23 protein-coding genes are annotated in these 21,131 nt (G+C 54.9%); 8 read left to right on the top strand and 15 right to left on the bottom strand.

The window, feature by feature from the left end; translation table 11 throughout:
• Nucleotides 1–36 precede the first annotated feature (36 nt).
• The 7 genes from EUZ85_RS25965 to sufB form a co-directional block, all read right to left on the bottom strand.
• Nucleotides 37–498, bottom strand: a complete 462-nt coding sequence (locus EUZ85_RS25965; protein WP_127973052.1) for a SufE family protein — start codon at nt 496–498, stop codon at nt 37–39.
• A 64-nt stretch (nt 499–562) separates the two neighbouring features.
• Nucleotides 563–1,099, bottom strand: a complete 537-nt coding sequence (gene sufT, locus EUZ85_RS25960; protein ID WP_127973051.1) for a putative Fe-S cluster assembly protein SufT — start codon at nt 1,097–1,099, stop codon at nt 563–565.
• Between the two features lie 5 nt (nt 1,100–1,104).
• A complete protein-coding gene (locus EUZ85_RS25955; RefSeq protein WP_127973050.1) occupies nt 1,105–1,470 on the bottom strand; it encodes an iron-sulfur cluster assembly accessory protein in 366 nt (121 codons plus the stop codon).
• A gap of 13 nt (nt 1,471–1,483) precedes the next feature.
• Complete coding sequence (locus EUZ85_RS25950) at nt 1,484–2,722, bottom strand: aminotransferase class V-fold PLP-dependent enzyme (protein WP_127973049.1); 1,239 nt, start codon at nt 2,720–2,722, stop codon at nt 1,484–1,486.
• Nucleotides 2,719–4,038 (bottom strand): Fe-S cluster assembly protein SufD, encoded by a 1,320-nt coding sequence (gene sufD, locus EUZ85_RS25945; protein ID WP_127973048.1) that lies wholly within the window; start codon nt 4,036–4,038, stop codon nt 2,719–2,721. The genes EUZ85_RS25950 and sufD overlap by 4 nt, the downstream gene beginning before the upstream one ends.
• 11 nt (nt 4,039–4,049) lie before the next feature.
• On the bottom strand, nt 4,050–4,808 hold the full coding sequence (gene sufC, locus EUZ85_RS25940; protein ID WP_127973047.1) for a Fe-S cluster assembly ATPase SufC: 759 nt from the start codon (nt 4,806–4,808) through the stop codon (nt 4,050–4,052).
• 158 nt (nt 4,809–4,966) lie between these two features.
• Nucleotides 4,967–6,415 (bottom strand): Fe-S cluster assembly protein SufB, encoded by a 1,449-nt coding sequence (sufB, locus tag EUZ85_RS25935; protein WP_127973046.1) that lies wholly within the window; start codon nt 6,413–6,415, stop codon nt 4,967–4,969.
• A 299-nt stretch (nt 6,416–6,714) separates the two neighbouring features.
• On the opposite strand from sufB, the gene EUZ85_RS25930 reads away from it, so the two are divergent.
• The 3 genes from EUZ85_RS25930 to EUZ85_RS25920 all read left to right on the top strand — a co-directional run bounded on the left by EUZ85_RS25930 (nt 6,715) and on the right by EUZ85_RS25920 (nt 8,941).
• Nucleotides 6,715–7,194, top strand: coding sequence for an SUF system Fe-S cluster assembly regulator (locus EUZ85_RS25930; protein WP_127973045.1), 480 nt, complete (start codon nt 6,715–6,717; stop codon nt 7,192–7,194).
• Between the two features lie 352 nt (nt 7,195–7,546).
• Nucleotides 7,547–7,888 (top strand): DUF413 domain-containing protein, encoded by a 342-nt coding sequence (maoP, locus tag EUZ85_RS25925; protein WP_127973044.1) that lies wholly within the window; start codon nt 7,547–7,549, stop codon nt 7,886–7,888.
• Nucleotides 7,889–7,987: 99 nt separating this feature from the next.
• A complete protein-coding gene (locus EUZ85_RS25920) occupies nt 7,988–8,941 on the top strand; it encodes a hypothetical protein (RefSeq protein WP_127973043.1) in 954 nt (317 codons plus the stop codon).
• Nucleotides 8,942–9,018: 77 nt separating this feature from the next.
• Here EUZ85_RS25920 and EUZ85_RS25915 read toward each other — a convergent pair whose 3' ends face one another.
• The 8 genes from EUZ85_RS25915 to EUZ85_RS25880 all read right to left on the bottom strand — a co-directional run bounded on the left by EUZ85_RS25915 (nt 9,019) and on the right by EUZ85_RS25880 (nt 17,692).
• The gene (locus EUZ85_RS25915; protein ID WP_127973042.1) at nt 9,019–9,501 is read right to left on the bottom strand and encodes a peptidylprolyl isomerase; all 483 of its coding nucleotides are present in this window, start codon (nt 9,499–9,501) and stop codon (nt 9,019–9,021) included.
• Nucleotides 9,502–9,577: 76 nt separating this feature from the next.
• Nucleotides 9,578–10,048, bottom strand: coding sequence for a group 1 truncated hemoglobin (locus tag EUZ85_RS25910; RefSeq protein WP_127973041.1), 471 nt, complete (start codon nt 10,046–10,048; stop codon nt 9,578–9,580).
• Nucleotides 10,049–10,083: 35 nt separating this feature from the next.
• Nucleotides 10,084–10,887 (bottom strand): DUF3034 family protein, encoded by an 804-nt coding sequence (locus EUZ85_RS25905; RefSeq protein WP_241566866.1) that lies wholly within the window; start codon nt 10,885–10,887, stop codon nt 10,084–10,086.
• Between the two features lie 77 nt (nt 10,888–10,964).
• Complete coding sequence (locus tag EUZ85_RS25900; protein ID WP_127973039.1) at nt 10,965–13,316, bottom strand: bifunctional diguanylate cyclase/phosphodiesterase; 2,352 nt, start codon at nt 13,314–13,316, stop codon at nt 10,965–10,967.
• A complete protein-coding gene (locus tag EUZ85_RS25895; RefSeq protein ID WP_127973038.1) occupies nt 13,309–14,070 on the bottom strand; it encodes a methylamine utilization protein in 762 nt (253 codons plus the stop codon). The genes EUZ85_RS25900 and EUZ85_RS25895 overlap by 8 nt, the downstream gene beginning before the upstream one ends.
• A gap of 219 nt (nt 14,071–14,289) precedes the next feature.
• Nucleotides 14,290–15,651, bottom strand: a complete 1,362-nt coding sequence (locus EUZ85_RS25890; RefSeq protein WP_127973037.1) for a sigma 54-interacting transcriptional regulator — start codon at nt 15,649–15,651, stop codon at nt 14,290–14,292.
• Nucleotides 15,648–16,166, bottom strand: a complete 519-nt coding sequence (locus EUZ85_RS25885; RefSeq protein WP_127973036.1) for a hypothetical protein — start codon at nt 16,164–16,166, stop codon at nt 15,648–15,650. The genes EUZ85_RS25890 and EUZ85_RS25885 overlap by 4 nt, the downstream gene beginning before the upstream one ends.
• Nucleotides 16,163–17,692 (bottom strand): HAMP domain-containing sensor histidine kinase, encoded by a 1,530-nt coding sequence (locus EUZ85_RS25880; RefSeq protein ID WP_127973035.1) that lies wholly within the window; start codon nt 17,690–17,692, stop codon nt 16,163–16,165. The genes EUZ85_RS25885 and EUZ85_RS25880 overlap by 4 nt, the downstream gene beginning before the upstream one ends.
• Nucleotides 17,693–18,039: 347 nt before the next feature.
• On the opposite strand from EUZ85_RS25880, the gene EUZ85_RS25875 reads away from it, so the two are divergent.
• The 5 genes from EUZ85_RS25875 to EUZ85_RS25855 all read left to right on the top strand — a co-directional run bounded on the left by EUZ85_RS25875 (nt 18,040) and on the right by EUZ85_RS25855 (nt 21,130).
• On the top strand, nt 18,040–18,342 hold the full coding sequence (locus EUZ85_RS25875) for an EF-hand domain-containing protein (RefSeq protein WP_127973034.1): 303 nt from the start codon (nt 18,040–18,042) through the stop codon (nt 18,340–18,342).
• An 88-nt stretch (nt 18,343–18,430) separates the two neighbouring features.
• On the top strand, nt 18,431–18,922 hold the full coding sequence (locus tag EUZ85_RS25870; protein ID WP_127973033.1) for a BON domain-containing protein: 492 nt from the start codon (nt 18,431–18,433) through the stop codon (nt 18,920–18,922).
• Nucleotides 18,923–18,940: 18 nt separating this feature from the next.
• Nucleotides 18,941–19,450 (top strand): OmpA family protein, encoded by a 510-nt coding sequence (locus EUZ85_RS25865; protein ID WP_127973032.1) that lies wholly within the window; start codon nt 18,941–18,943, stop codon nt 19,448–19,450.
• A 225-nt stretch (nt 19,451–19,675) separates the two neighbouring features.
• Complete coding sequence (locus EUZ85_RS25860; protein WP_127973031.1) at nt 19,676–20,083, top strand: PA2779 family protein; 408 nt, start codon at nt 19,676–19,678, stop codon at nt 20,081–20,083.
• Nucleotides 20,084–20,233: 150 nt separating this feature from the next.
• On the top strand, nt 20,234–21,130 hold the full coding sequence (locus EUZ85_RS25855) for a PA2778 family cysteine peptidase (RefSeq protein ID WP_127973030.1): 897 nt from the start codon (nt 20,234–20,236) through the stop codon (nt 21,128–21,130).
• Nucleotide 21,131 lies beyond the last annotated feature (1 nt).

The following is a 21,131-nucleotide window of genomic DNA, read 5'->3' as shown; positions in this document are numbered from 1 at the left end:
GCCGTCCACAACTGGTCGTCCACAACTGGCCGTCCGCTATAAAGCGCTGCGGGCGGCGTCCTGAATTTTTTTCACCATGGCGCGCAGACCGTTGCCGCGGGTGGGGCTCAAGTGGCGCATCAGGTCCAGCTCCGTGAACAGGGCGTCCATATCAAAGCTTACGATGTCCTGTGGGGACTTGCCGTTGAAGGCGCACATTACGACAGCGGCGAGGCCCTGCACGATCATGGCGTCGCTGGCGACCAGGACGTACATGGTGTTGGTTGTGGAATCCAGGTGGTGGATAAACCAGACCTGACTCTGGCAGCCGTGCACAAAGTTTTCCTCTACTTTGTGTTCCGCTGGCATGGCGGGGACCTGTTTGCCAAGGTCAATGACGTAGCCGTAGCGCTCTTCCCAGTCATCCAGAAACTCAAAGCTGTCTTTGATGTCTGCAATGGTGGTGTCTTTTCCCAGCGGGTTGGCGGTAAAAATATCGGCTTGGTCTACAGCGGTCATGGTTATCAGTTCTATCTTCTTGATTCATCGTCTGCAGGCGGTGAACTTGGCGCCTGCGGTTAGCTTATAGCATGCCTAGTTCGAGTTTGGCTTCCTCGCTGAGCATGTCGTTGCTCCAGGGAGGATCGAAGACCAACTCCACTCGCGCTTCATCCACATTGGGCACCAGCGTGAGTTTATGCTTTACGTCATCAGCGATGACGGGGCCCATACCGCAGCCGGGCGCCGTCAGGGTCATTTCCACATTAACGCAGTTCTTGCCGTCTTCTTTGTTGACGGCGACATTGTACACCAGGCCGAGGTCAACAATGTTTACGGGAATTTCCGGGTCGTAAACAGCGCGTAATGCTTCCCAGACATGACGTTCGTTGACTTCGCCTTCCGTGATGTCGTCAAAATTAAAGTCAGCGACATTTTTGCCCAGCGCGTCTGCGTCTCTGCCCTCAACTCGGGCCAGGTTGCCGTTGACGACAACGGTGAACGTGCCGCCCAGCGCCTGGGTGATGGTGACGAATGTATCCGCCGGGATGGTGATCTCCGTGCCCGCGGGAACCAGGCGCGCGATGCAGTCCCGTTTGGTGAGTACAACCTCTCTTTCCATATCGATCAGGCGTCCTCTTTTATGGAAAAGCTTTCCCCGCAGCCGCAGGATGAGTCTACGTTGGGGTTGTTGAACTTGAAGGCGTAATTCAGGCCTTCTTTGACGAAGTCGATCTCAGCGCCATTAATGTAGGGCAGGCTCTTGGCGTCAACATAAACAGGAATGTCGTCAGCGAGCACGAACTTGCGATCATCGTCGGAAGGGGCCTTGACCAGATCCACGATATATTTAAAGCCGGAGCAGCCGCTGGCTTTGAGGCCCAGGCGAAAACCCTGGGCGTCGGGATGCTGGCGTAACTGCTTGCGGATGTGTTGAGCCGCAGCGTCGGTGATACGCAATCCCACTTCAGGCGTAAAGGTTTGCGCGGACATAGTGGTCTATCTCCTAAATAAACAGTCTGGTTATCTTCTGTAGGGCGGCGAACAGTTTTTCAACCTCTTCGCGAGTGTTATAGAACGCGAAAGAGGCGCGGGTGGTGCCGGGAACGCCCAGGCAGTCCATTAGTGGCTGCGCGCAATGGTGTCCGGTGCGTACGGCGATGCCTTGTTGATCCAGCAGGGTGCCCAGGTCGCTGGGATGCAGGCCGTCCACCAAAAAGGAAAAAACGGAAACTTTGTCTTTCGCCGTACCCACCGGACGTAAGCCGGGGACGGTCGGAGCCAGCTCCGCCGCAAGTTGCAGCAGGCTGTCTTCATGGGCCTTCAGTTGCGCTTTGTCGAACTGGTTCAGGTAGTCCAGCGCCGCGGCGAAACCGATGGCTTCAGCAATCGCTGGCGTACCGGCTTCAAACTTAAAAGGAGGTGCGTTGAACGTGGTGCCGGAGAAGGATACGCGCTCAATCATTTCGCCGCCGCTTTGATATGGAGGCATGGCTTCCAGCAGTGCTTTGCGGCCGTATAGCGCGCCGATGCCGGTAGGACCAAAGGCTTTATGGGCGGAAATCGCATAGAAATCACAGTCCAGGTCCTGCACATCGATTTCAAGGTGCGGCGCGCCTTGTGCGCCGTCTATCAACGTCACCGCGCCGACGCTTTTCGCCAGACGAATCATCTCTTTGACGGGATTCACAGTGCCCATCGCGTTGGATGCATGGTTCACCGCGACGATGCGGGTTTTTTCGTTCAGCAGGGCCTGATAGGCGGCCATGTCCAGCTCGGCGTCAGGCGTAATCGGAATGACTCTGACTTGCGCGCCAGTCTGTTGCGCCACGATCTGCCAGGGCACGATATTGGCGTGATGTTCAAGCTGGCTGACGATAATTTCGTCGCCGGGTTGCAGGGTGCTGCGGGCGTAAGATTGCGCCACCAGGTTGATGGCTTCGGTGACGCCGCGCACCCAGATGATATCTTCACGAGACGGCGCGTTGACGAAAGCGCGCACTTTATCGCGGGCGGCTTCAAACTCGCCTGTCGCGCGGTCGCTCAAGCTGTGGGCGCCGCGATGCACGTTGGCGTTAAACTCCCGATAATACGTGTTCATCGCCTCGATAACCGCCAGCGGCTTCTGCGCGGTGGCTGCGTTATCCATGTATACCAGAGGTTTACCGTTCACCTGCTGTTGCAGGATAGGGAAGTCCTCGCGGACGGACAGAACATCAAAGGGACGTTTAATCGCCTGGGTCATGCTGTAGCCTCCTGCGCTCCTTCATTGTAGAAACGCTCCGCCAGTTCGAGTACGTAGGCGTGAGCCGTTTCGATCTCCATTTCCGCCATGACGGATTCCACGAAAGCGCGGCTCAGCATGCGGTGCGCGTCAGACCGGGTGATGCCGCGGGACTGAAAGTAGAACAGCGCCATGTCGTCCAACTGGCCCACGGTGGCTCCGTGCGCGCATTTGACGTCGTCGGCGTAAATTTCCAGCTCGGGCTTGGTGTTCACCTCTGCGGTATTGGTCAACAACAGGTTGTTGTTGTTCATCGCCGCAGAAGACTGCTGGGCGTCGCGATGGATGTGCACGCGCCCGTTGAACACCGCTTTGCCTTTACCGTTGATAATGCCTTTGTAGGTTTCTTCGCTGACGCAATGCGGCGCCACGTGCTCAATCGTAGTGTGGAAGTCCACGTGCTCACGACCGCCCGCCAGATAAACGCCATTCAGCTTGCAGGACGCCAGTTGCCCCAACAATTTCACGTTGATATCACGACGTTTCAGTGCGCCGCCGGTGGCGAACGCATGCTGCTCGTAGTGGCTGCCGCCATGCTGTTCGACGAACACGCAACCGGTATGAATCTGGTTGGCGCCTTCGCAGTTCAACGCGTAGTGCGTCATTGTGCTGTTGGCGGCGAGAAACACTTCCGTCACGGTATTCTGGAAAACTTTACGCTCATGGGTGTCGACGTAAGTTTCCAGCAGTTCCAGTTTGGCGCCGGACTCAACTACCACGAGCACGCGGTTATAGCTGGATGCCGCTTCGCCGGAAACGTCCGCAGTATGGACGATTTGCAGCGGCTTGAGCGCTTTGCTGTCTTTTTTGACGCGGATAAGCGCGCCGTCCTGCAGCGTGCCTGCATTCAGCGCGGCAAAGGGGTGCTTGGCCGCGTCGAATGTTTTGCCCAGATATTCTTTGATCAGCGCCTGACCGGCTGCGTCCGCTGACGAGAAGGGGATCACTTCCAGAGCGGAGTCGTCGGTATTGGATGCGCCCAGCTGACCATTGTGGAATGTCAGAGTATAAAAGTCGCCAGCAATGCCTTGCGGAGCGTCAGCAGATTCCGTTGTCCGCAATCGCAGAATATCGCCCTGAACGATGGGGGCGATAGGCGTATAGCGCCAGGCTTCTGTTTTACGGGTTGGAAGCTCCAGACCGGCGAAAAGACTGCGGCCTTCACTGCGGGCGTCGTCAAGCCAGCGCAGGCTGTCGCCCAGTTGTTCACTCCAGGATTGCGAGGCTTCCACACATTGGCGGTGAAAGTCTGCGTAGGGGTTGCTTTGGGTCGCCATGAATACCTCGCCTACGCTACTTTGTCGTCGTCCAGATTCAACCAGCCGTACCCTTTCTCTTCCAGTTCCAGAGCAAGTTCACGACCGCCGGATTTGACGATGCGGCCATTGGCCAGAACGTGTACGTAATCCGGTACGATGTAGTTCAGCAGACGCTGATAGTGGGTCACCAGAACCACGGCGCGATCAGGGCTGCGCAGTGCGTTGACGCCGTTGGCGACAACCTGTAATGCGTCGATGTCCAGGCCGGAGTCGGTTTCATCCAGCAGCGCCAGCTTGGGCTCCAGCATCAACATCTGCAGAATTTCGTTACGCTTTTTCTCGCCGCCGGAAAAGCCTTCGTTGACGCCGCGCTTCAGAAACTCAGGGTCCAGGTTGACCATGCCGATTTTCTGGCGGGCCAGTTTCAGGAAGGTCGCCGCGTCCAGCTCTTCTTCGCCGCGATGCTTGCGAATGCTGTTCATCGCTGTGCGCAGGAATTGAATATTGCTGACGCCAGGGATTTCTACTGGATACTGGAACGCCAGGAAAATGCCTTCGCGGGCGCGTTCTTCCGGCTCCATGTCCAACAGATTCTGGCCGAAATAATTGATTTCGCCGGAAGTGACGTCATAACCTTCGCGCCCGGACAATACGTGGGTCAGGGTGCTTTTGCCGGAGCCGTTGGGGCCCATGATGGCGTGGACTTCGCCGGGTTTCACGTCCAGCGTCAGTCCTTTCAGAATCTCTTTTTCTTCTATCCGAGCGTAAAGGTCTTTAATACTTAGCATGTTTGATCCCATGTATCAGAAAGACAACTCTGCGACCGCCACTTTAATTGGTCTATTAGGCCGCGGAATTTAACTCATCAAATATTCGCTGCCTGCTTTTGGCGGCTGCTTGATTGCGCATCGCAGCCCGCCGCAGGCGTTTATGCTTTCGCCGCTTATTAGCCGACGGAGCCTTCCAGACTGACTTCCAGCAACTTGCCCGCTTCCACCGCAAACTCCATGGGCAGCTCTTTAAATACTTCCTTACAAAAGCCGTTGACGATCATGGACACGGCGCGTTCTGCGTCAATGCCACGCTGACGACACAGGAACAACTGCTCATCGCTCACTTTTGAGGTGGTGGCTTCATGTTCAACCACTGCGCTGTTGTTCTTGCTTTCGATGTAAGGGAAGGTATGCGCGCCGCATTTGGCGCCAATGAGCAGCGAGTCGCACTGAGTATAGTTGCGCGCGTTGTCGGCGTTGGGGCCGATTCTAACGAGTCCACGATAGCTGCTGTCGCTGCGGCCGGCGGAAATACCTTTGGAGATGATGGTGCTGCGGGTGTGTTTGCCCATGTGAATCATCTTGGTGCCGGTATCCGCCTGCTGCAGGTTGTTGGTCAAAGCGACGGAGTAGAATTCGCCGACGCTGTGATCGCCTTTCAGCACGACGCTGGGGTATTTCCAGGTGATGGCCGAACCGGTTTCCACCTGAGTCCAGGAAATCTTGGAATGCGCGCCGGCGCACAGGCCGCGCTTGGTGACGAAATTGTAGATGCCGCCTTTGCCTTCTTCGTCGCCGGGATACCAGTTTTGCACCGTCGAGTATTTGATTTCCGCGCCTTCCAGCGCCACCAGTTCAACCACGGCGGCGTGCAACTGATTTTCATCGCGCATGGGAGCGGTGCAGCCTTCCAGATAGCTGACGTAGCTGCCTTCGTCGGCGATGATCAGCGTACGTTCGAACTGACCGGTTTTCGCCGCGTTAATACGGAAGTAGGTGGACAGCTCCATCGGGCAGCGTACGCCCTTGGGAATGTAGACAAATGAGCCGTCACTGAATACGGCTGAGTTAAGGGCGGCGAAGTAGTTGTCGCGGACGGGAACCACGCTGCCGAGATACTTCTCCACCAGTTCTGGGTGATTTCTGACTGCTTCAGATATAGAGCAGAAAATGACGCCGGCTTCAGACAGCTTTTCTTTGAAGGTTGTGGCGACGGAAACGCTGTCGAACACTGCATCTACCGCAACGCCAGCGAGGGCGGCGCGTTCGTGTAGGGGGATGCCCAGCTTTTCGTAGGTTTTCAGCAATTCGGGGTCGACTTCATCCAGGCTTTTGGGGCCGTCTTTTTGTGACTTGGGCGCGGAGTAATAGATGATGTCGTTGAAATCAATTTTGGGGTAGTGCACGTGAGCCCATTGCGGCTCAACCATGTTCAGCCATTCGCGGTAGGCCTTGAGACGCCAGTTGAGCATGAACTCGGGTTCGTTCTTTTTAGCGGAGATAAAGCGGATAACGTCTTCGTTTAATCCCGGCTCCAGGGCTTCGCTTTCAATGTCGGTGATAAAGCCGGCCTGGTATTCCCGTTTGATATATTGGTCAACTGAGTTTTCTGGCGTGCTCATGAGAGGGCCTCGATGATCGAAAAGAGTATTTTAACAGCGCGCATATAAAAGAAAGCTCCGAGTCATCCGTGCCTGAGATTTTTTAGCCTTTTCACCGTGGCTAAGGGCGCTGACAAATCAGAGTTTTCTTATTCTTGACTTGATTGCTAGGGTACTGAAAAGCCCATTTCAAATCAATACTAAATTGGTAATCAATCGGGAATGCGGTTAGAATCGAAAAGGCGTGTATTCCTTGCGCGGCGGGTTCGTTTGGCGAATCCTGAGCCATGCGTTTATGAAGCTGATACAGGACTTCAATTATGTTGCGCTTAGCTAGACTTGCCGATTATGGGCTATTGATCGCCTCCTCCCTGGAAGAGCCCGGTAAAGCGCTCGTCAAACTGGATCAGGTCGCCGATCAGACCAAGTTGCCCATTCCCACCGTGCGCAAAATCATGAAGCTGCTGGTGGATGGCGGAGTCGTTCATTCCGAGCGCGGCGTTAAAGGCGGCTACTGTCTTTCCGACGCGGCTTATAATATCAGCATTGCGCGCATTCTCCGAGCCGTGGAAGGCGGTGTGGCGCTGACTGACTGTTGCGCTGAAGAGCGCGTCTGCGACGTCATGCATGCCTGTACGGTGCACAGCAACTGGTCGGTGATCAACCAGACGGTCAATGAGATTTTTGAGCGTCTCACACTGCGCGATATGTCCCGTCGCCTGAGCAAGGCTGATGTCATCAGCAAAGTGCGTACGGACGATGACGTTGATCTCGTTATGTTGAGCGAGCTGGCTTCTTAGAGGCGCACGCATTTCATAACTCATATCTATCCGTTCATATATCCATTCGTTTCAAAGTTAGCGCATTTGGCTCTAACGGCGATTTAATTCTGATTATTTCTGAATTTTAACCAATTCCGAAATTTCCTCGCAGCCCAGTTATTTAGGCGCTTTTCGGCATCTGACTACAGAAAGAAAATAAAAAATCAAGACTTTTTTCCTATAAGCACAATTTTTGGTTGTACTCAGCGCATTGTTTGCAGATAATCGCGCCCAACAATATGGACTATCCTTACAGTAATCGCCGGGAAACAAGCGGTTTAGCTTAGTATCCGGGTTTTGGTTTTATGCTTCTTGCGGAAGGGGTTGATTTATGAACCAAAAAGATTTTGCAAGCAGTAAAGTGTTTTACGATACGAAGCACTTTCCCAGAGGATTCAGCCGGTCTGGTTTCTTTTCCAAGAAAGAAGCGGATTTGCTGGAGCGTTCCGGGTATGCATTGCAAGAGCTCACAAACGGCAATCGCAAACCTGCGACACCGGCGGAAGAACAACTTCTGACAGTGTTGAGAGGTGAAAGAGCGCCTGGGACGGACATTGAAAAGGTGTGGATCAAGTATCTCAAGCATATCAGCACCAAACGCGTGTCCTACACCACCGGCATGGCCTTCGCCATGTCTGAGGGCGGCGACTTTACCGACGTCGAAACCGATTGACGCTCACTCTTGAAAAAAGGCGCTTTACAGTGCCTTTTTTCTTTCTCGACTCTATACTCAACTGCATTTCCATGCAGAATCCTTTTCTATACTCATTCAATGTCATATTCAGAATTATTACCCGCCAATCGGGCTGTGCTGTTTGCAAACCTGGGACAGGCGTTTCTCAACGGCGAGAAATTTCCCGGAGTGTTCGACTCCGCCGCAGATATTTCGCCTCGCTGCTACATGGCTAAATTGAATCAGTTGGCGGAAAGCGTCAGACAAGAGGCGGATAAGCCTTTGCTGGAGCTTATCCGTGAGAGCGGCGTGTTCCTGCCCTGGGAAGTGCGCTTTATTCAGTTTGGCCTCGCTACCCTGCGTATCGCGGAAGTCTTCGCTCGCCTGTGTGATTATTATGTGTTGATCGGTCGCTCATCTCGCCAGTTATCCGCCTGGTTGGCGGGTTCCTGGTTGTTGTGTTGCTTTACATTGGCCTACCTGCTGTATTTTTTCGCCTTTGGCGCACAGACAACGCTGACCTCCATGAGCGTTTGCGCCTCGGCGGCGGTGGCGGGGCTGGTTGTCGGCGTACGGCTGGCGCCGGTTTTCCTGCGTAATTGGGTGGAGCCGGATTCGCGTTTCTGGAACGCGGCCTCCCGTTTCCCGCAGATTCGGTCATTGGTCGTGGCGCGTAGCGTGTATCAGTATCTGCTGAATTTAGGGTTATGCGTCCAAGCGGGGATGGATCTGCCGCGCACGCTTGGCGTATGCGCGAAATCTGAGCCTGTGGACTGGTTGCGTCAGAGATACCATATCGTGGCGGCGTCTGTGGGTAAGGGGAAAAATCTTTCTAGGGCGTTTCTGGAAAGTGGCGTACTGAGCGAGACCCGCATCACTGCGCATCCAGATGAGAGCAAAGGCAAGCCGGCGCGTTTGTGGGATCCGGGAATTATTGAAGTCGTGCGGCAGTCATTTGATGAACAGTTGCGATATGCGTCGAAAGTGGCTCCATTGCTGTTGTTGGCGCCGCTGACGGTTGTTTGGCTGGTGATGGCGTTTAGCGTCGGCTGATACAGCGACGATTATCCGGCGCCCCCGTTAAGTTGCTCTTGTGCGTGCGTTGAGCCGGGAGCGTCGGAAGGGGCGGCTTAGTGGTGGTGTCCGCCGGGGCCATGTACGTGGCCGTGATCAATTTCTTCTTTCTCCGCATCACGCAGACTGACGACTTCCAGGGCGAAAGTCAGCGTTTGACCTGCGTAAGGGTGGTTGATGTCGACGTCGACCATGGAGTGGCCGATTTTCGTAACCGTGACCACTTGCACGCCTTGTTCGGATTTAACCGGAATAGCGTCGCCGACCTGATAACGGCCCGCATGCTTTAAATACTTTTTGGAAATACGCTTGATGCTGTCTTCCTGACGCAGACCGAAGGCTTTTTCCGGGGGCAGGGTGATTTCGAACTTGTCGCCGGCGTCTTTGCCTTCCAGCGCTTCTTCTAAGCCTTGCAGTACGTTGTCATAGCCGTGCAGGTAGGTAATGACTTCGTCTTCGTAGGTGTTTTCCAGCTCTTTGCCTTCTTGGTCTTTCAGAACGTAGTGGAACTGGACCACTTTATTTTTGCTAATCGCCATAATAGGTCTCCGTAAAAAACTGGCCGGATTTTAGCGCAATTGCGCGCCGGTTACAGCAATTTTGCAGACGCGTTCGTCACAGATAAATAATGTCCTTCCTCATTGGCGCTAGACGCTTCAGCAATCGATTTTGCGTGGGATAAGGCACGCCTTCCTTGTTCATTGCGTTGATCAGCAAGTCTACGGTTTTGTTGAAGTCCGCTTCGGAAATCGACAAGCCGGCGTGGCTGTCGCGCATGCTGTCGCCGGTATATGCGCAGGGACCTCCGCTGATATTGCAAAGTTGCTCAGACAGTTTCTCTTTGAAGCGGTCGGGGTCTGTGTCAGCGAAGAAGGGCGCGATATCTTTTGAGTAGCTGATTTCCTCCACGAAGCGGTCAACCAGACGGGCGATTCCTTGCTCGCCGCCCAGTGCGCGATATAAAGAGGCATCCTGACTGACGCTTGCGCAGCCAGCCAGGTATAACGTCACCGCGGTGAGTGCGATGGCGATAGTCTTTGCCGCATCGCGGAGTAATGAATTTGTTTGAGAATCGGCTTGCGTCATCTGCGTTCTCCGCACACTGAGAGTCAATGAAAGGCTCACCATAGATAACCGGTCAGGGACAAATAAGCGCCTCGCTGGTTATCCTGGCCGGCGATGTCGCCCAAATCCAACCAGGCCAGAGTGATGTTCATGTGCTTGTTGGGAAAATACGCGATAAAAACATCGCTCCAGTCTTCCTCTTCAGCGAATCCCAGGTTATCGGGCTTTTGGCGGTACTCCGCCCCGACTGCGACATGGGCGTTAAGCATGACGGCTAGGGCGGCTTCCACTTGGGCGCTGTAGCTGTCGCGCTCGTCGCCGCCAAACCCGAGCAGGCCCAGTTGATTGGCTTTGGTGGCCCTCACGCCGAGGCTCCACAGCAGGTTGTATCCTCCGACAGCGCCAAGGTGTAGCTTGCTGGCGGTTAGATAAAAGTCCGTTCCATGTTCCTCATCCGCGGCGCCGACCGCCTTGGCGATCGCCGTGTCCTGCAGGCGTTTATACTGAACGCCTGCGCTGACCTGAGGCCATTCGCTATATATCAGATCGCCATAAAGGCGCACTTTGGCGCCATAGATGTCCTGGCGAATCTCCGCGCCAGCCTTTTTCAGGTCAAACTTCTGATGCGCGACGCTGACCTCGACCCGGTCATAGAAGTTCAGCGCGCCGCCCCATACATCCAGGCGATAGTCGTCGACGCCAACGCGGGAGCTGAAGACGCTGCCGGCGATGTCGTCCCGGGAGGCATAGCCCGCCAACACCGCCCAGGGCGTCAGGCCGCCGCCTGCGCTGCCTTCGATCTGCGTGACGCCTGGCGCCGCCAGTATTTTGCCTTCTCCGGCGTGGGCGGCGGGAAGCATTACAACTGCGGTGCTAATTAAGGTGCAGATCTGAATGATTGCGCCAGGAGAGAAAAACCATCGATGGCAAATACGACTTAGACCTTGCCGAAAGCTTGAGTGGGAAGTTGCTGCGCGCGTTGTCGTAGCCATGGAGCCAGTTCCTTTGCAGGCATGGGTTTGGATAGAAAGTAACCTTGAATATAGTCGCATCCCATTTCCGCCAGCAGATCCATACTGCGTTGAGTTTCAACGCCTTCTGCAATGACTTTGAGATTAAAGCTGTGACCCAGCTCAATCGTGGAGCGGACGATAATCTTGTCGCTGGCGGATTGTTCCAGAGGGATTACGAAGCTTTTATCAATTTTGATCTCTGCCACCGGCATTTGCTTCAGTTTGGAGAGGGAAGAGTAGCCAATGCCATAGTCATCTACGGACAGAGTGAATCCGCGCTGCCGGAAACGTTGCATGAGCGCGATGGCGTGGTCAGCGTCGCTCATCATGTCTCTTTCGGTCAGCTCAAAGGAAACGGCGCGAGTGGGCAGCTTCAACGTCTCCAACTGGTTCAGTACGTTGTCCAGTAACTCATCACGCTCCAGGTCCTGGGCTGACAGGTTGATCGCCGCTTGCAGGTCGATACCCTGGTCACGCCATTCTGCGACCTGGTTGATGACGGTGCGCGTCACCCAGTCGGTGAGAGAAGCAATAAGTCCGGCTTGCTCCGCCAGCTCCACAAAGATATCCGGAGGAATAAAGCCTTGCTCGGGGTGGCTCCAGCGAATCAACGCTTCGCATTTGTCGACCCGGCCGGAGGCAAGATGCATCTTGGGCTGGTAATACATGCATAGCTGGCCGTCATCTTCGGCAATGGCGAGCTTCAGGTCTTGCAGCAGTTGCAGTCTGCGCAGGTGGGCTTCGTCTTCGCCAGATTCATAAAAGCGCAGGGCGCAACGTTCGCTGCGGGCTTTATCCAGAGCGATGCTCGCGCGACGCAGCAGCTCCTCAGCCGCCGCCGCATGCTCGGGGTATTGGGCCACCCCGATGCTGAATGACAGGGTCAGGCGTAAGTCATCCACCTTAAACGGACGGGCCAGATGGGCCAGCAACTTGTCGCAGATGGCGCGGGCGTTCTCGCTGCCAAAGACATCCACCAGACACAAAAACTCGTCAGCGCCCAGGCGCGCGCAGATAGGATTTTTGGGGATGAACTCGACCAGTCTTTGGCCTACTGCGCGCAGGCAGTCGTCGCCGACTTTGGGGCCAAAGGTGTCGTTGATGTTTTTAAAGCCGTTGATGTTCAGGCTGATAATCAGGAAAGGGGCGTTGTGCCGTCTGAGGGCGTCTTCGACTTCCGCGATGACTTTGTTGCGGTTGAACAGGCCGGTGAGTCCGTCATGGGTGGCTTGATAGGTAATTTTGTATTCCCGTTCTTCAATATCCGAGCCCATTTTGATGAAAGCCTGAAACAGGGTTTTGATTTCACTGGTGGCGATGGATATAGGCGTGAGATTGCGATATTGGCCGCGAGACAGGTCACTGGCGATTTTCACCATGCGGCCAAGCGGCTTGGTCAGGTTGTGTGACAGCACCATGCTGCCGGCGATGGAGAGCAAGAACGTCAACGCGGATATCAGCAGAATGCGGTCGCGCAATATTGCGAATTCTGCGAAAGCGTTATGCAGGGGCACGCTCAGTACTGCCTCGATGGCGTTGTCGCCCATCCCCGACAGTGGTCGGCGTTTGCTGCTGAAGGTTTGCTTTTGCTGGATCAGAGACAGCAGCGTATCAGGGATGGTTTCCGGAGCGCGCAGCGCTTCTTCCAGTTGGTCGCGGGGCAGGGTGGACACCACTTTGGCGGCGCCTTGATCTCGCCACACAAAGGAAATGTGCACATTGGTGATTTGGCGCAGCTCTTCCGCCAGTTCACTGTCCAGTCGGAAGCCAATGGCGGCGAACCCAATCGGCGCCGGCGCGTAAACCGGCAGAATGATCATCTGATACAGCTCTCCCTGGTAGGCGACGAAGGCCGCCGCGCCGCTGTGAGTCAATGCTTCTCGCAGCAGATCCTGATGGGCGAACTTGGCGATAGGCGATGGCGAATCCTGAGTGGACGCCTGCAAGGTTCCACTTAGATCAAGCAACAGCATCAGGTCGGCGCTGATGCGCTCGCTGTGATTGTTTAGAACGCTCTGGATGGTCTGCGTGTCCCGGGTGGCCACAGCTTGTTTGAAGCCGAAATCCGATGTGAGCACCTCGGCGGTGGTGGTCAACTGCACCTCGCGGGATTCAAGCAGTTGTCCAAACACCTTGGCGGCGCCGCTGAAGTCCTGATTGATGCGGTCGCTGGTGTAGTGGCCGATAGATATCCAGTAGGCGCCGAGGATGGTGAGCGACGCCACGCAGACTAAGCTGACGGAGAACAGAAGTATCTGGTTACGCAGACTATTCATGCTGTTGCTTGCGGAATTTACCGCCGAAGCCGGACTTGCTCTGCGTGCGCTCCACGCTATTTCCCTGCATGTTCAGTCGGATAATGTAAGCGCCGCGGTCCGCCGCGCTGGTAGGGAGTTCAGATAGAGTCAGTCGCAATATGGTTTGAGAATCAATGGAAAGTTCAGGGCTCCAGACCAAAATGTCCTGCGGCGCAGGTTTGGCGTCCGGGAAGGTCAACGTTGCTTTGCCGGATGCGTCGGTCTGGGAGAAGTAGGGCGTCTCCGCGACGTAGATGTAGCCAAGCATACTGTCGTGGATGTTGCACCCCAGCACTACGACGCCGGGCTGCTGAAACAGCAGAGGCGCTTCCGGCTGGCCGCTGTAGAGCTTCAGTTCAAATGCTTTGGCGGGAGAGAATGAGTAGACGTGATGACGCACGTTATCGCTGTTGGGAAATGCAACTTGAGTTCCCGCCGCTACAGCCAGAATCTTGGGGCGGAACTGCTTTTTCACCTGATCCATGATGGCGGGGGCTCCCGCATAAGCCGGTGCGGGGGAGGGTGTTTGGTCTGCTGGCAGACTGATGACCACGTTCTCCACAGGAACGTCATGATCGCTTAAGGCCAGGAAATGAAGCGTTTGCGCCGTGACCGCCGGACTCGCCAGGACGAACGCCAGCGCTAATGCTCGACATGGACGAACGGGGGATGTGGCGGCTCGGGCTGGGTCGATGCGGCCCCTGATTACACGTCGCTCATTTGGAATTACCAAACTTCGTTCCTCACGCCTTGATTGACGGTTTCCCAAGCGCAGCAGTGACGACGCCGAAACGTCAACAGACCCTAAATCTCTTGATAAATTTCAGTATAGCAAAGGGTTTTGGCGACGAAGTCCGCAGGTACGAACTGTTTCAATGTTTTACGAATGAGGGGACGTCAATGGACGTCCCCTGAGACAGAAAGAGAGGAAGGCTGTTCCTGGCGGCGAGGTTTATTGACCGACTTTGTATAATTCGGGGTCAATGCCGTGCTTTTTCACGATTTTGTAGAAATCTGAGCGATTACGGTCCGCCATGCGAGCGGCTTCCGGGATGTTGCCGTTGGTCATGCTCAGCAGCTTTTCCACGTACTCTTTCTCAAAGATTCGCTTGGCCTCAGATAGCGTCACCTCTTGATTCTGTTCGCGCTGGAAGCGGGGCAGCGCCTGCTCGATCAATTGGCGGGAAATGACGGCGCCGGCATTAAGGGCGTGACACTTCTCGCTCAGATTGATCAATTCGCGAATGTTGCCAGGCCAGGAGTAGGAAATCAGCGCGTCCAGGGCGTCCGGCGCAATGCGCTTGCAGCTCTGGCCGTAGCGCTGGGCTACGCGCTCCATAAAATGGTTCAGCAGCAGAGGAATGTCCTCACGGCGCTCGCGCAAAGGCGGCAGCACCAGATTGACGACGTTGAGCCGGTAGTAGAGATCCTCGCGGAATGTCTGCTCTTCGATCATGTTGAGCAGGTCTTTGTGGGTGGCGGAGACGATGCGAATGTCCACGTCGATATAGGTGGTGGAGCCGATAGGCTTGATTTTGCGCTCCTGCAGCACCCGCAGCAGTTTGACCTGCAGATGCATAGGCATGTCGCCAATCTCATCAAGGAATACGGTGCCGCCGTCAGCGGTTTCAAACAGGCCCACATGATCGCGAACGGCCCCGGTGAAAGAGCCTTTTTTATGTCCGAACAGTTCAGACTCCATCAACTCATCCGGGATGGCTCCGCAGTTGATCGGTATGAATGGCTTGTCCCGGCGCGGACTGGCGTCATGAATCGCTTGCGCCAGTACTTCTTTACCAGTGCCGCTTTCGCCCTGAATCAAGACGTTAACGTCGCTCTGCGCCACCATTTTCGCCTGCTCCAGTAGCTGGTAGAGCTTAGCGCTGCGGGTGACAATGGATTGAAACACATTGGCGGCGCTTTCGTTGGCGGAGTGGCCAACCAGGGCTTTTTCAATGGTGGTGCGCAGCTCTTCGCGGTCCACGGGTTTGGTGAGGAACGCGAAGGCGCCTTTTTGGGTGGCCACTACCGCCTCTGAAATCGAGCCGTGGGCGGTCAGCATGATGACCGGAGTGCCGGGCCAGTCCCGTTGGATATGCTCCAGCAGCTGAATGCCGTCCATGCCGTCCATTTTCAAGTCGGAGATCACCAGTATCGGTTGCTTGCGGCGAATCTCCCGCAATGCTTCCTCGCCGCTCTCTACTAACCGGGAAGCGTATCCCAGCGCTTTCAGACGCATGGACATTAGTTGCAATAACCCGGAGTCGTCATCGACGACGAGAATATCGTTGTTGCTGGCGATAGGATCGTTCATTTGGGAGACTCTTCCGTACGTTGGTTAATGCCTTCTTCGATGGCGCCTATAGCTTCGATGGTTTGTTCGAGTTTCAGTTTCAACTTCTGGTTGTAAGCCAGCATGCGTTGCTGGGAGTCGGATACGTCTTGCATGAGCTTGATGAAACTCTGCGCGCCCCAGTTCCAGTCCTGATATTTACGCAGTGACTGCAATGCGGTTTGCATGACGCCGGGATAATAATCCGGCTCGCAACTGGCGATCATAATCGTCTCAAAGGCCTCCGCCCGGTGTTTTGACGCCATGCGCTCCAGGCGTCGGGAACGGGCTTCTTTGCTTCTTTGGCAATGTTTGTCGCGTTGCTCAAGGATATCGGCGAGGTCAGGGTTGGGAACCCGCTCAAGCAGCAGCGGCGAGTTGGGATCGCCTCCCACTGCGTTCGTCACCAGAGCCAGGTTTTTACAACCTGACTGGACCAACAGGCCCAGGGCGACGCCAAGGGAAAAAATCACTTTTCTTGAGTTCAATGCTGTCATGTGTAATCCGTGAAACTGATATAAAAGCGGGTCCCATTGGGCTCCTCATCCATGACCTGTATGTCGCCGCCAAGATGGCGCAGGCACTCGGCGACGATCGCCAGCCCGAGTCCGCTTCCTTTCGTTGCTCCCTGACGCTTATTGTCGCCCTGGAAGAACGGTGTGAATATTTTTTCTTTGTCATGTTTGGAAATCCCCGGTCCCTGATCGCGAACTTCCAGCCACCATCCTGGCTGCTCGCCATCGGCGTCTTCATTCCCCCATCCCAGAGCGATGCGGCTGCCGGGTGGGGAAAAGTGAATGGCGTTGCTGAGCAGGTTATTGAAGATCATCTCCAATAGAACCGGGTCGCTCTCCACCGCAATGGACGTCTTGGGAATTTCTATGTAAACCTGATTGGCGTTAGCCAGCGAACGGTAGCGCTCAATCGACTTATGCAGGAATTCAGGCAGCTCCAGCGTTTGGCGCGGGCCGCCGGCGGCCAGGCGGACGCTGTTGAAATTCAGGAGCTGTTGTATCATTTCCTGCAAGCGGATGGCGTTATCGAACAGTATCCCCACCACCTTTCTCTGCTCGCCGGTCAGTGGGCCGGGAATCTCTTCCGTCAACAGCGCGCTGGCTTCGAAAATCGCCGCCAAAGGGGTTTTCAGTTCGTGCGTGACATGGCGTAAAAAGGCGCTTTTCTGTTGCTCGATCAGCTCTAGGTTCTCACGCAGCCACTCCAGTCTTTTTCCCAGTACTTGAAACTCTTCAGGTCCTTCCACTTTGGCGCAGCCTTCCAGTTCGCCCTCTCCGATGCGGCGTATTGTCTGCGAGAGGTTATTCAGGGGGCGCGTTATGACGTAGGACCAGATCACCATGATCACAAAGGAGGCCGGCAGGGCGAGCAAGCCCAGAATCGCCAGCCACCATTGGGTGGTGCGAAAGCCCTCTTTTTGCTCCGCCAGGGAGGCGTTCATGGCCTCATTGGCGAGAGCGGTGATATTGGAGGTAATCTCCGCCGCGCTGTTAAAAATAGCCGTCAGACGCCCCAGACTGTTTGCTTCAAATTCGGGTCCTACGACTTCATTGAGGGTCTCTTCGGCTTCAACCCCTTTGGGCGTCGACAGTTGCTCAGGCGCGGCGTCGCGCTTGGCTGGCGAGTTGATGGAAAGCGCGCTCCGGTGGGTGACCCGCAGCAACTGACTGACCATGTCGCTCATTTTGGCGGAGCCGATGTTACGCTCCAGCGCCGTCGCCTGCTCCTGCAGCTTGGCGTACTTCTCTCCATAGATTTTCTCGAATCGCGCGTCCTGCAAGACGACAAACTGGCGTGCAGAGCGCTCCAGTTCTTTCACCAATTCTTGTAAAGCTGACATTTGCCGGTTAATCGCAGCGGTGGATTCCACCAATTCGTTCTGGCGACGGTTGTGCTTGTCCATCGACCAGATCGCGTAGCCAACCGCCACGATCAGCGGCGCCACCGCCAGCAGCATGCCCAGGGCCCACTGCCGGGTAAGAGAGATAGAGTAAAAAGGAAAACCCATTGGTCGTTTTTGCAATCCGGAAAGTTTTCGCAACCATACCGAGTTTTCTTCTTCATTCCTAGAGTTGCAAAAAAGCAACACATTAACTTATTGAAATATATGGAATTATAGGGTTTGTCGCAAAATGGGCTGTGTCCGTTAGGCAACAGTTTACAAGCCTGAGGAAAAAGCGTTAACAAATGAAAATGTTTTTAACTGTTTGATTTTAAATGGTTAAGTTTTTTATGGATCGAAAATTGTTAGTGTTCTTGTATTGTTAATCGGACTGGCGATAACCAAGTCGTTCATCCATTTGCTGAAACTTGTCCATGACTTTATTAGTCCACGACCTTATGAGGAGCCGCATCATGAAATCTCTGCTGACCATAATTCTGGCGCTGTGCGCTGCAGTTAGCGGAGCGCAGGCGGCGACAGTCGATAATCAGTTCGACATCACCATTCCAGGATTCGTGGAGATGGACAAGGATGCAGACGCCTTGATCACCCGATTTGAGGCGCGGAATCGACAGGATCTGATGGATGCTTTTGAGATGTTCGATATGGATCGGAGCGGAGATATCTCCCTGGTTGAGTATGCGGACTTTATGTCTTCGGCGCATAACAAGTCGGCGTCAGTAAAGCCTGACGCCACGCCAGAGATCAGTTCGTAGCGCTAAATGTAGTGCTAAAGAGTTATTTAGCTGAACAGGCTAACGAGCCCGGGAGGGGCCGTCGGGTTGGCTGTAAGGGAGAAGCAATATGTGTTCGAGAACGGTTACGCAGTGGCTAAAGATGTTCGTCCTGGTGGCGCTTACCACTGCGACGATAGTCGCCAAAGCCAATGACAACGGACGCAGCCCCTTCGCCGAAGGCTGGAAGGAAGGGGTGATTCAAACCCGCTATTTATTGAACCCGGCATTGCGCGCCTTCGCAATCCAGGTGACGGTGATTCGCGACAGAGCGGTATTGGAAGGCGATGTCGACACCGCGATAGAAAAAGTGCTGGCGGAGCAAGTTGCGCTTTCAGTCGAGGGAGTGTCCCGGGTGGATAATCGACTGCTGACTTGTGAAGAACGCCAGGAAGCCGATCCCTCTTTTGAGCCGGCTCGTGATGAGGGGATAACGCCCCATACAGAGTTCAGGATGAGGAGAGGGACTGGTGGACGAGAATTACAGAAACCGCTTGGTGATTTAACCGGGCGCCCAAAGATAGGGAGCCGCCTAAGGAATGGTTGCCCCGCAATTAGATAGTAGAAATGAGGAAAAAACATGAAAAACCTGTCTAAATTCAGTTTGTTGGCGGCTGCTGTGATTGGTCTGTCCGCGTGTGCGTCCAGCCAGCCGGAGCCTGTAGTTGAAGAGCCGGTGGTGATTGAACCAGCCCAGCCAGAGCCTGTGGTTGAGCCGGCTCCAGAGCCAGTAGTGGAAGCCGCGCCAATGCCAAGCGCGAATATTGAATTTGCTTTTGACTCCGCCAAGATTGGTCCTGGCGAGCAAGGCGACCTGCAGCAGTGGGCGAGCTACATCCAGGAAGGCGCCTACAACCGCGTTGAAATACACGGTCACGCAGACGACACAGGTTCCGCAGACTACAACCGCAAGCTGTCCGCTGATCGCGCCAACAGCACCGTACAGGCATTGCGCAATCTGGTTTCCGGACAGGTTGATTTCGTAGTGGTTCCTCACGGCGAAGAGCAACCGCTGGCTGAAAACTCAAATGAGCAAGGCCGTCAGATGAATCGTCGCGTGGAAATCGTTCCACAGGGCGCGAGCCTCTAATCAGCCCTGAGTTCGCGACGGATTGCGCAACCTGAGCTGCCGACGCCGCAGGTCCGGCGTCGGAAATAATGTAAGCGCCCTGTTGTGAATAAATATCTCGCAGCAGGGCGTTTGCACTTTCGTAATTCCGTTGCGACACTTAGAATTCTGTTTCTTTCGTCAACGCGACGCGATGTCGCAGTAATAACTCCAACGAATCTCTTACTTAAGAAATGAGGAATGACTATGAAATCCAAACGCCTGATTAAGCAAATTACCGCTGTATTGCTGAGCATGAGCATGTTCGTATTGAGCTTGCAGAGTGCTGCGGTGCGTGCGGCGATGGTCTCAACTGATACTCAGATTCAGGTTGAGCAGCAAAACTATGATCGCGAGCAGATTATGCGCATTACTGGCTCTGATGAGGCGAAAGAAGTGTTGCTGAGCCTGGGCGTAAGCCAGGAAGACGTTGAAGCTCGCGTGGCGAACATGACTGCGGATGAAATCGCGGAATTCAATAAGCAAATCAATGAAATGCCAGCGGGCGCCAGCTCTGCTTTGGGCGTGATTCTGGTTATTTTTGTGATATTGATCGTGCTGGATCTACTGGGCGCCACCAATATTTTCCCGGTTATCAAGCCCATCGGCCGTTAAGGTGCGCTGAGCTTCTATGCGGTTTGGCGATAAACGTTGTTTGTAGTTCGGACATTGTTTAAGCAAATACACGCAAAGGCCGCGGCGATTATAGTTGTAATCGTCGCGGCGCTCTCTGGCTGTGGTTCTTTACCGCAGTCGGCGGCGCTGATGGCGGAACCGCCCAGCGATATCCCCTTTCAGGCGGAACTTACCGCAACGCCTTTTTATCCTCAGTCTGAATATCAGTGTGGCCCTGCGGCGTTGGCGACAGTGCTGACAGCGCCCGAACAGCCTGTTGTTCCCGACGATCTGGTTGGTTTGGTGTATGTGCCGGACCGGCAGGGGAGTTTCCAGGTGGAGATGGTGGCGGCGGCCCGCAGCTATGGGCGACTCGCCTATCCATTGCAGCCTGAAATGGAGAATATCCTGCGCGAAGTGGCTGCGGGACACCCTGTTTTGGTGTTTCAGAACCTGGGGTTGAGCTGGAGTCCGGTCTGGCATTTCGCGGTAGTGGTAGGGTATGACTTCGGCAGCGCGGAAATCATTCTGCGTTCAGGCGTCACTGAACGTGAAACGCTGTTGCTGCGCACCTTTGAGCGCACCTGGAAAAATGGCGGCTATTGGGCGCGGGTCATTTTACCTCCCGGAGATTTGCCCGCCACAGGAGAGCCCTTTCCTGTCGCTAAAGCGGCGCAGGACTTAGCGAATACCGGACATCCGCAGCAGGCCCGCGCCACTTACGCCGCGGCGGTGAAGCGTTGGCCGGACTCTGTTATTTTGCAACTGGGATTTGGCAATCTCGCCTATGCCGCCAAAGATTACGCTGTGGCGGAGGCTGCGTTTCGACAGTTGGTGGCGCTGCAACCGCAGAAGGCGGAAGGCTGGAATAATCTGTCTTATGCGCTTGCCCAGCAAGGGTGCGAGGTTGCGACAGAAGCGGCGAAATGCGCCAGTGCGCTGGCCCCTGACGACGCCACTATCGCCACAACATCGAAGGATGTGGCGAATATTCTGGCGCGCAAGACTGCCGCCTCCTGTGCGATTCCTAAATGTCCCAGCCTGTAAT

The sequence above is a fragment of the Hahella sp. KA22 genome (assembly GCF_004135205.1).
Lineage (GTDB): Bacteria > Pseudomonadota > Gammaproteobacteria > Pseudomonadales > Oleiphilaceae > Hahella.
The sequence above is the reverse complement of the archived record's forward strand: the minus strand, read 5'-3'. Positions and strand labels throughout refer to the sequence as shown.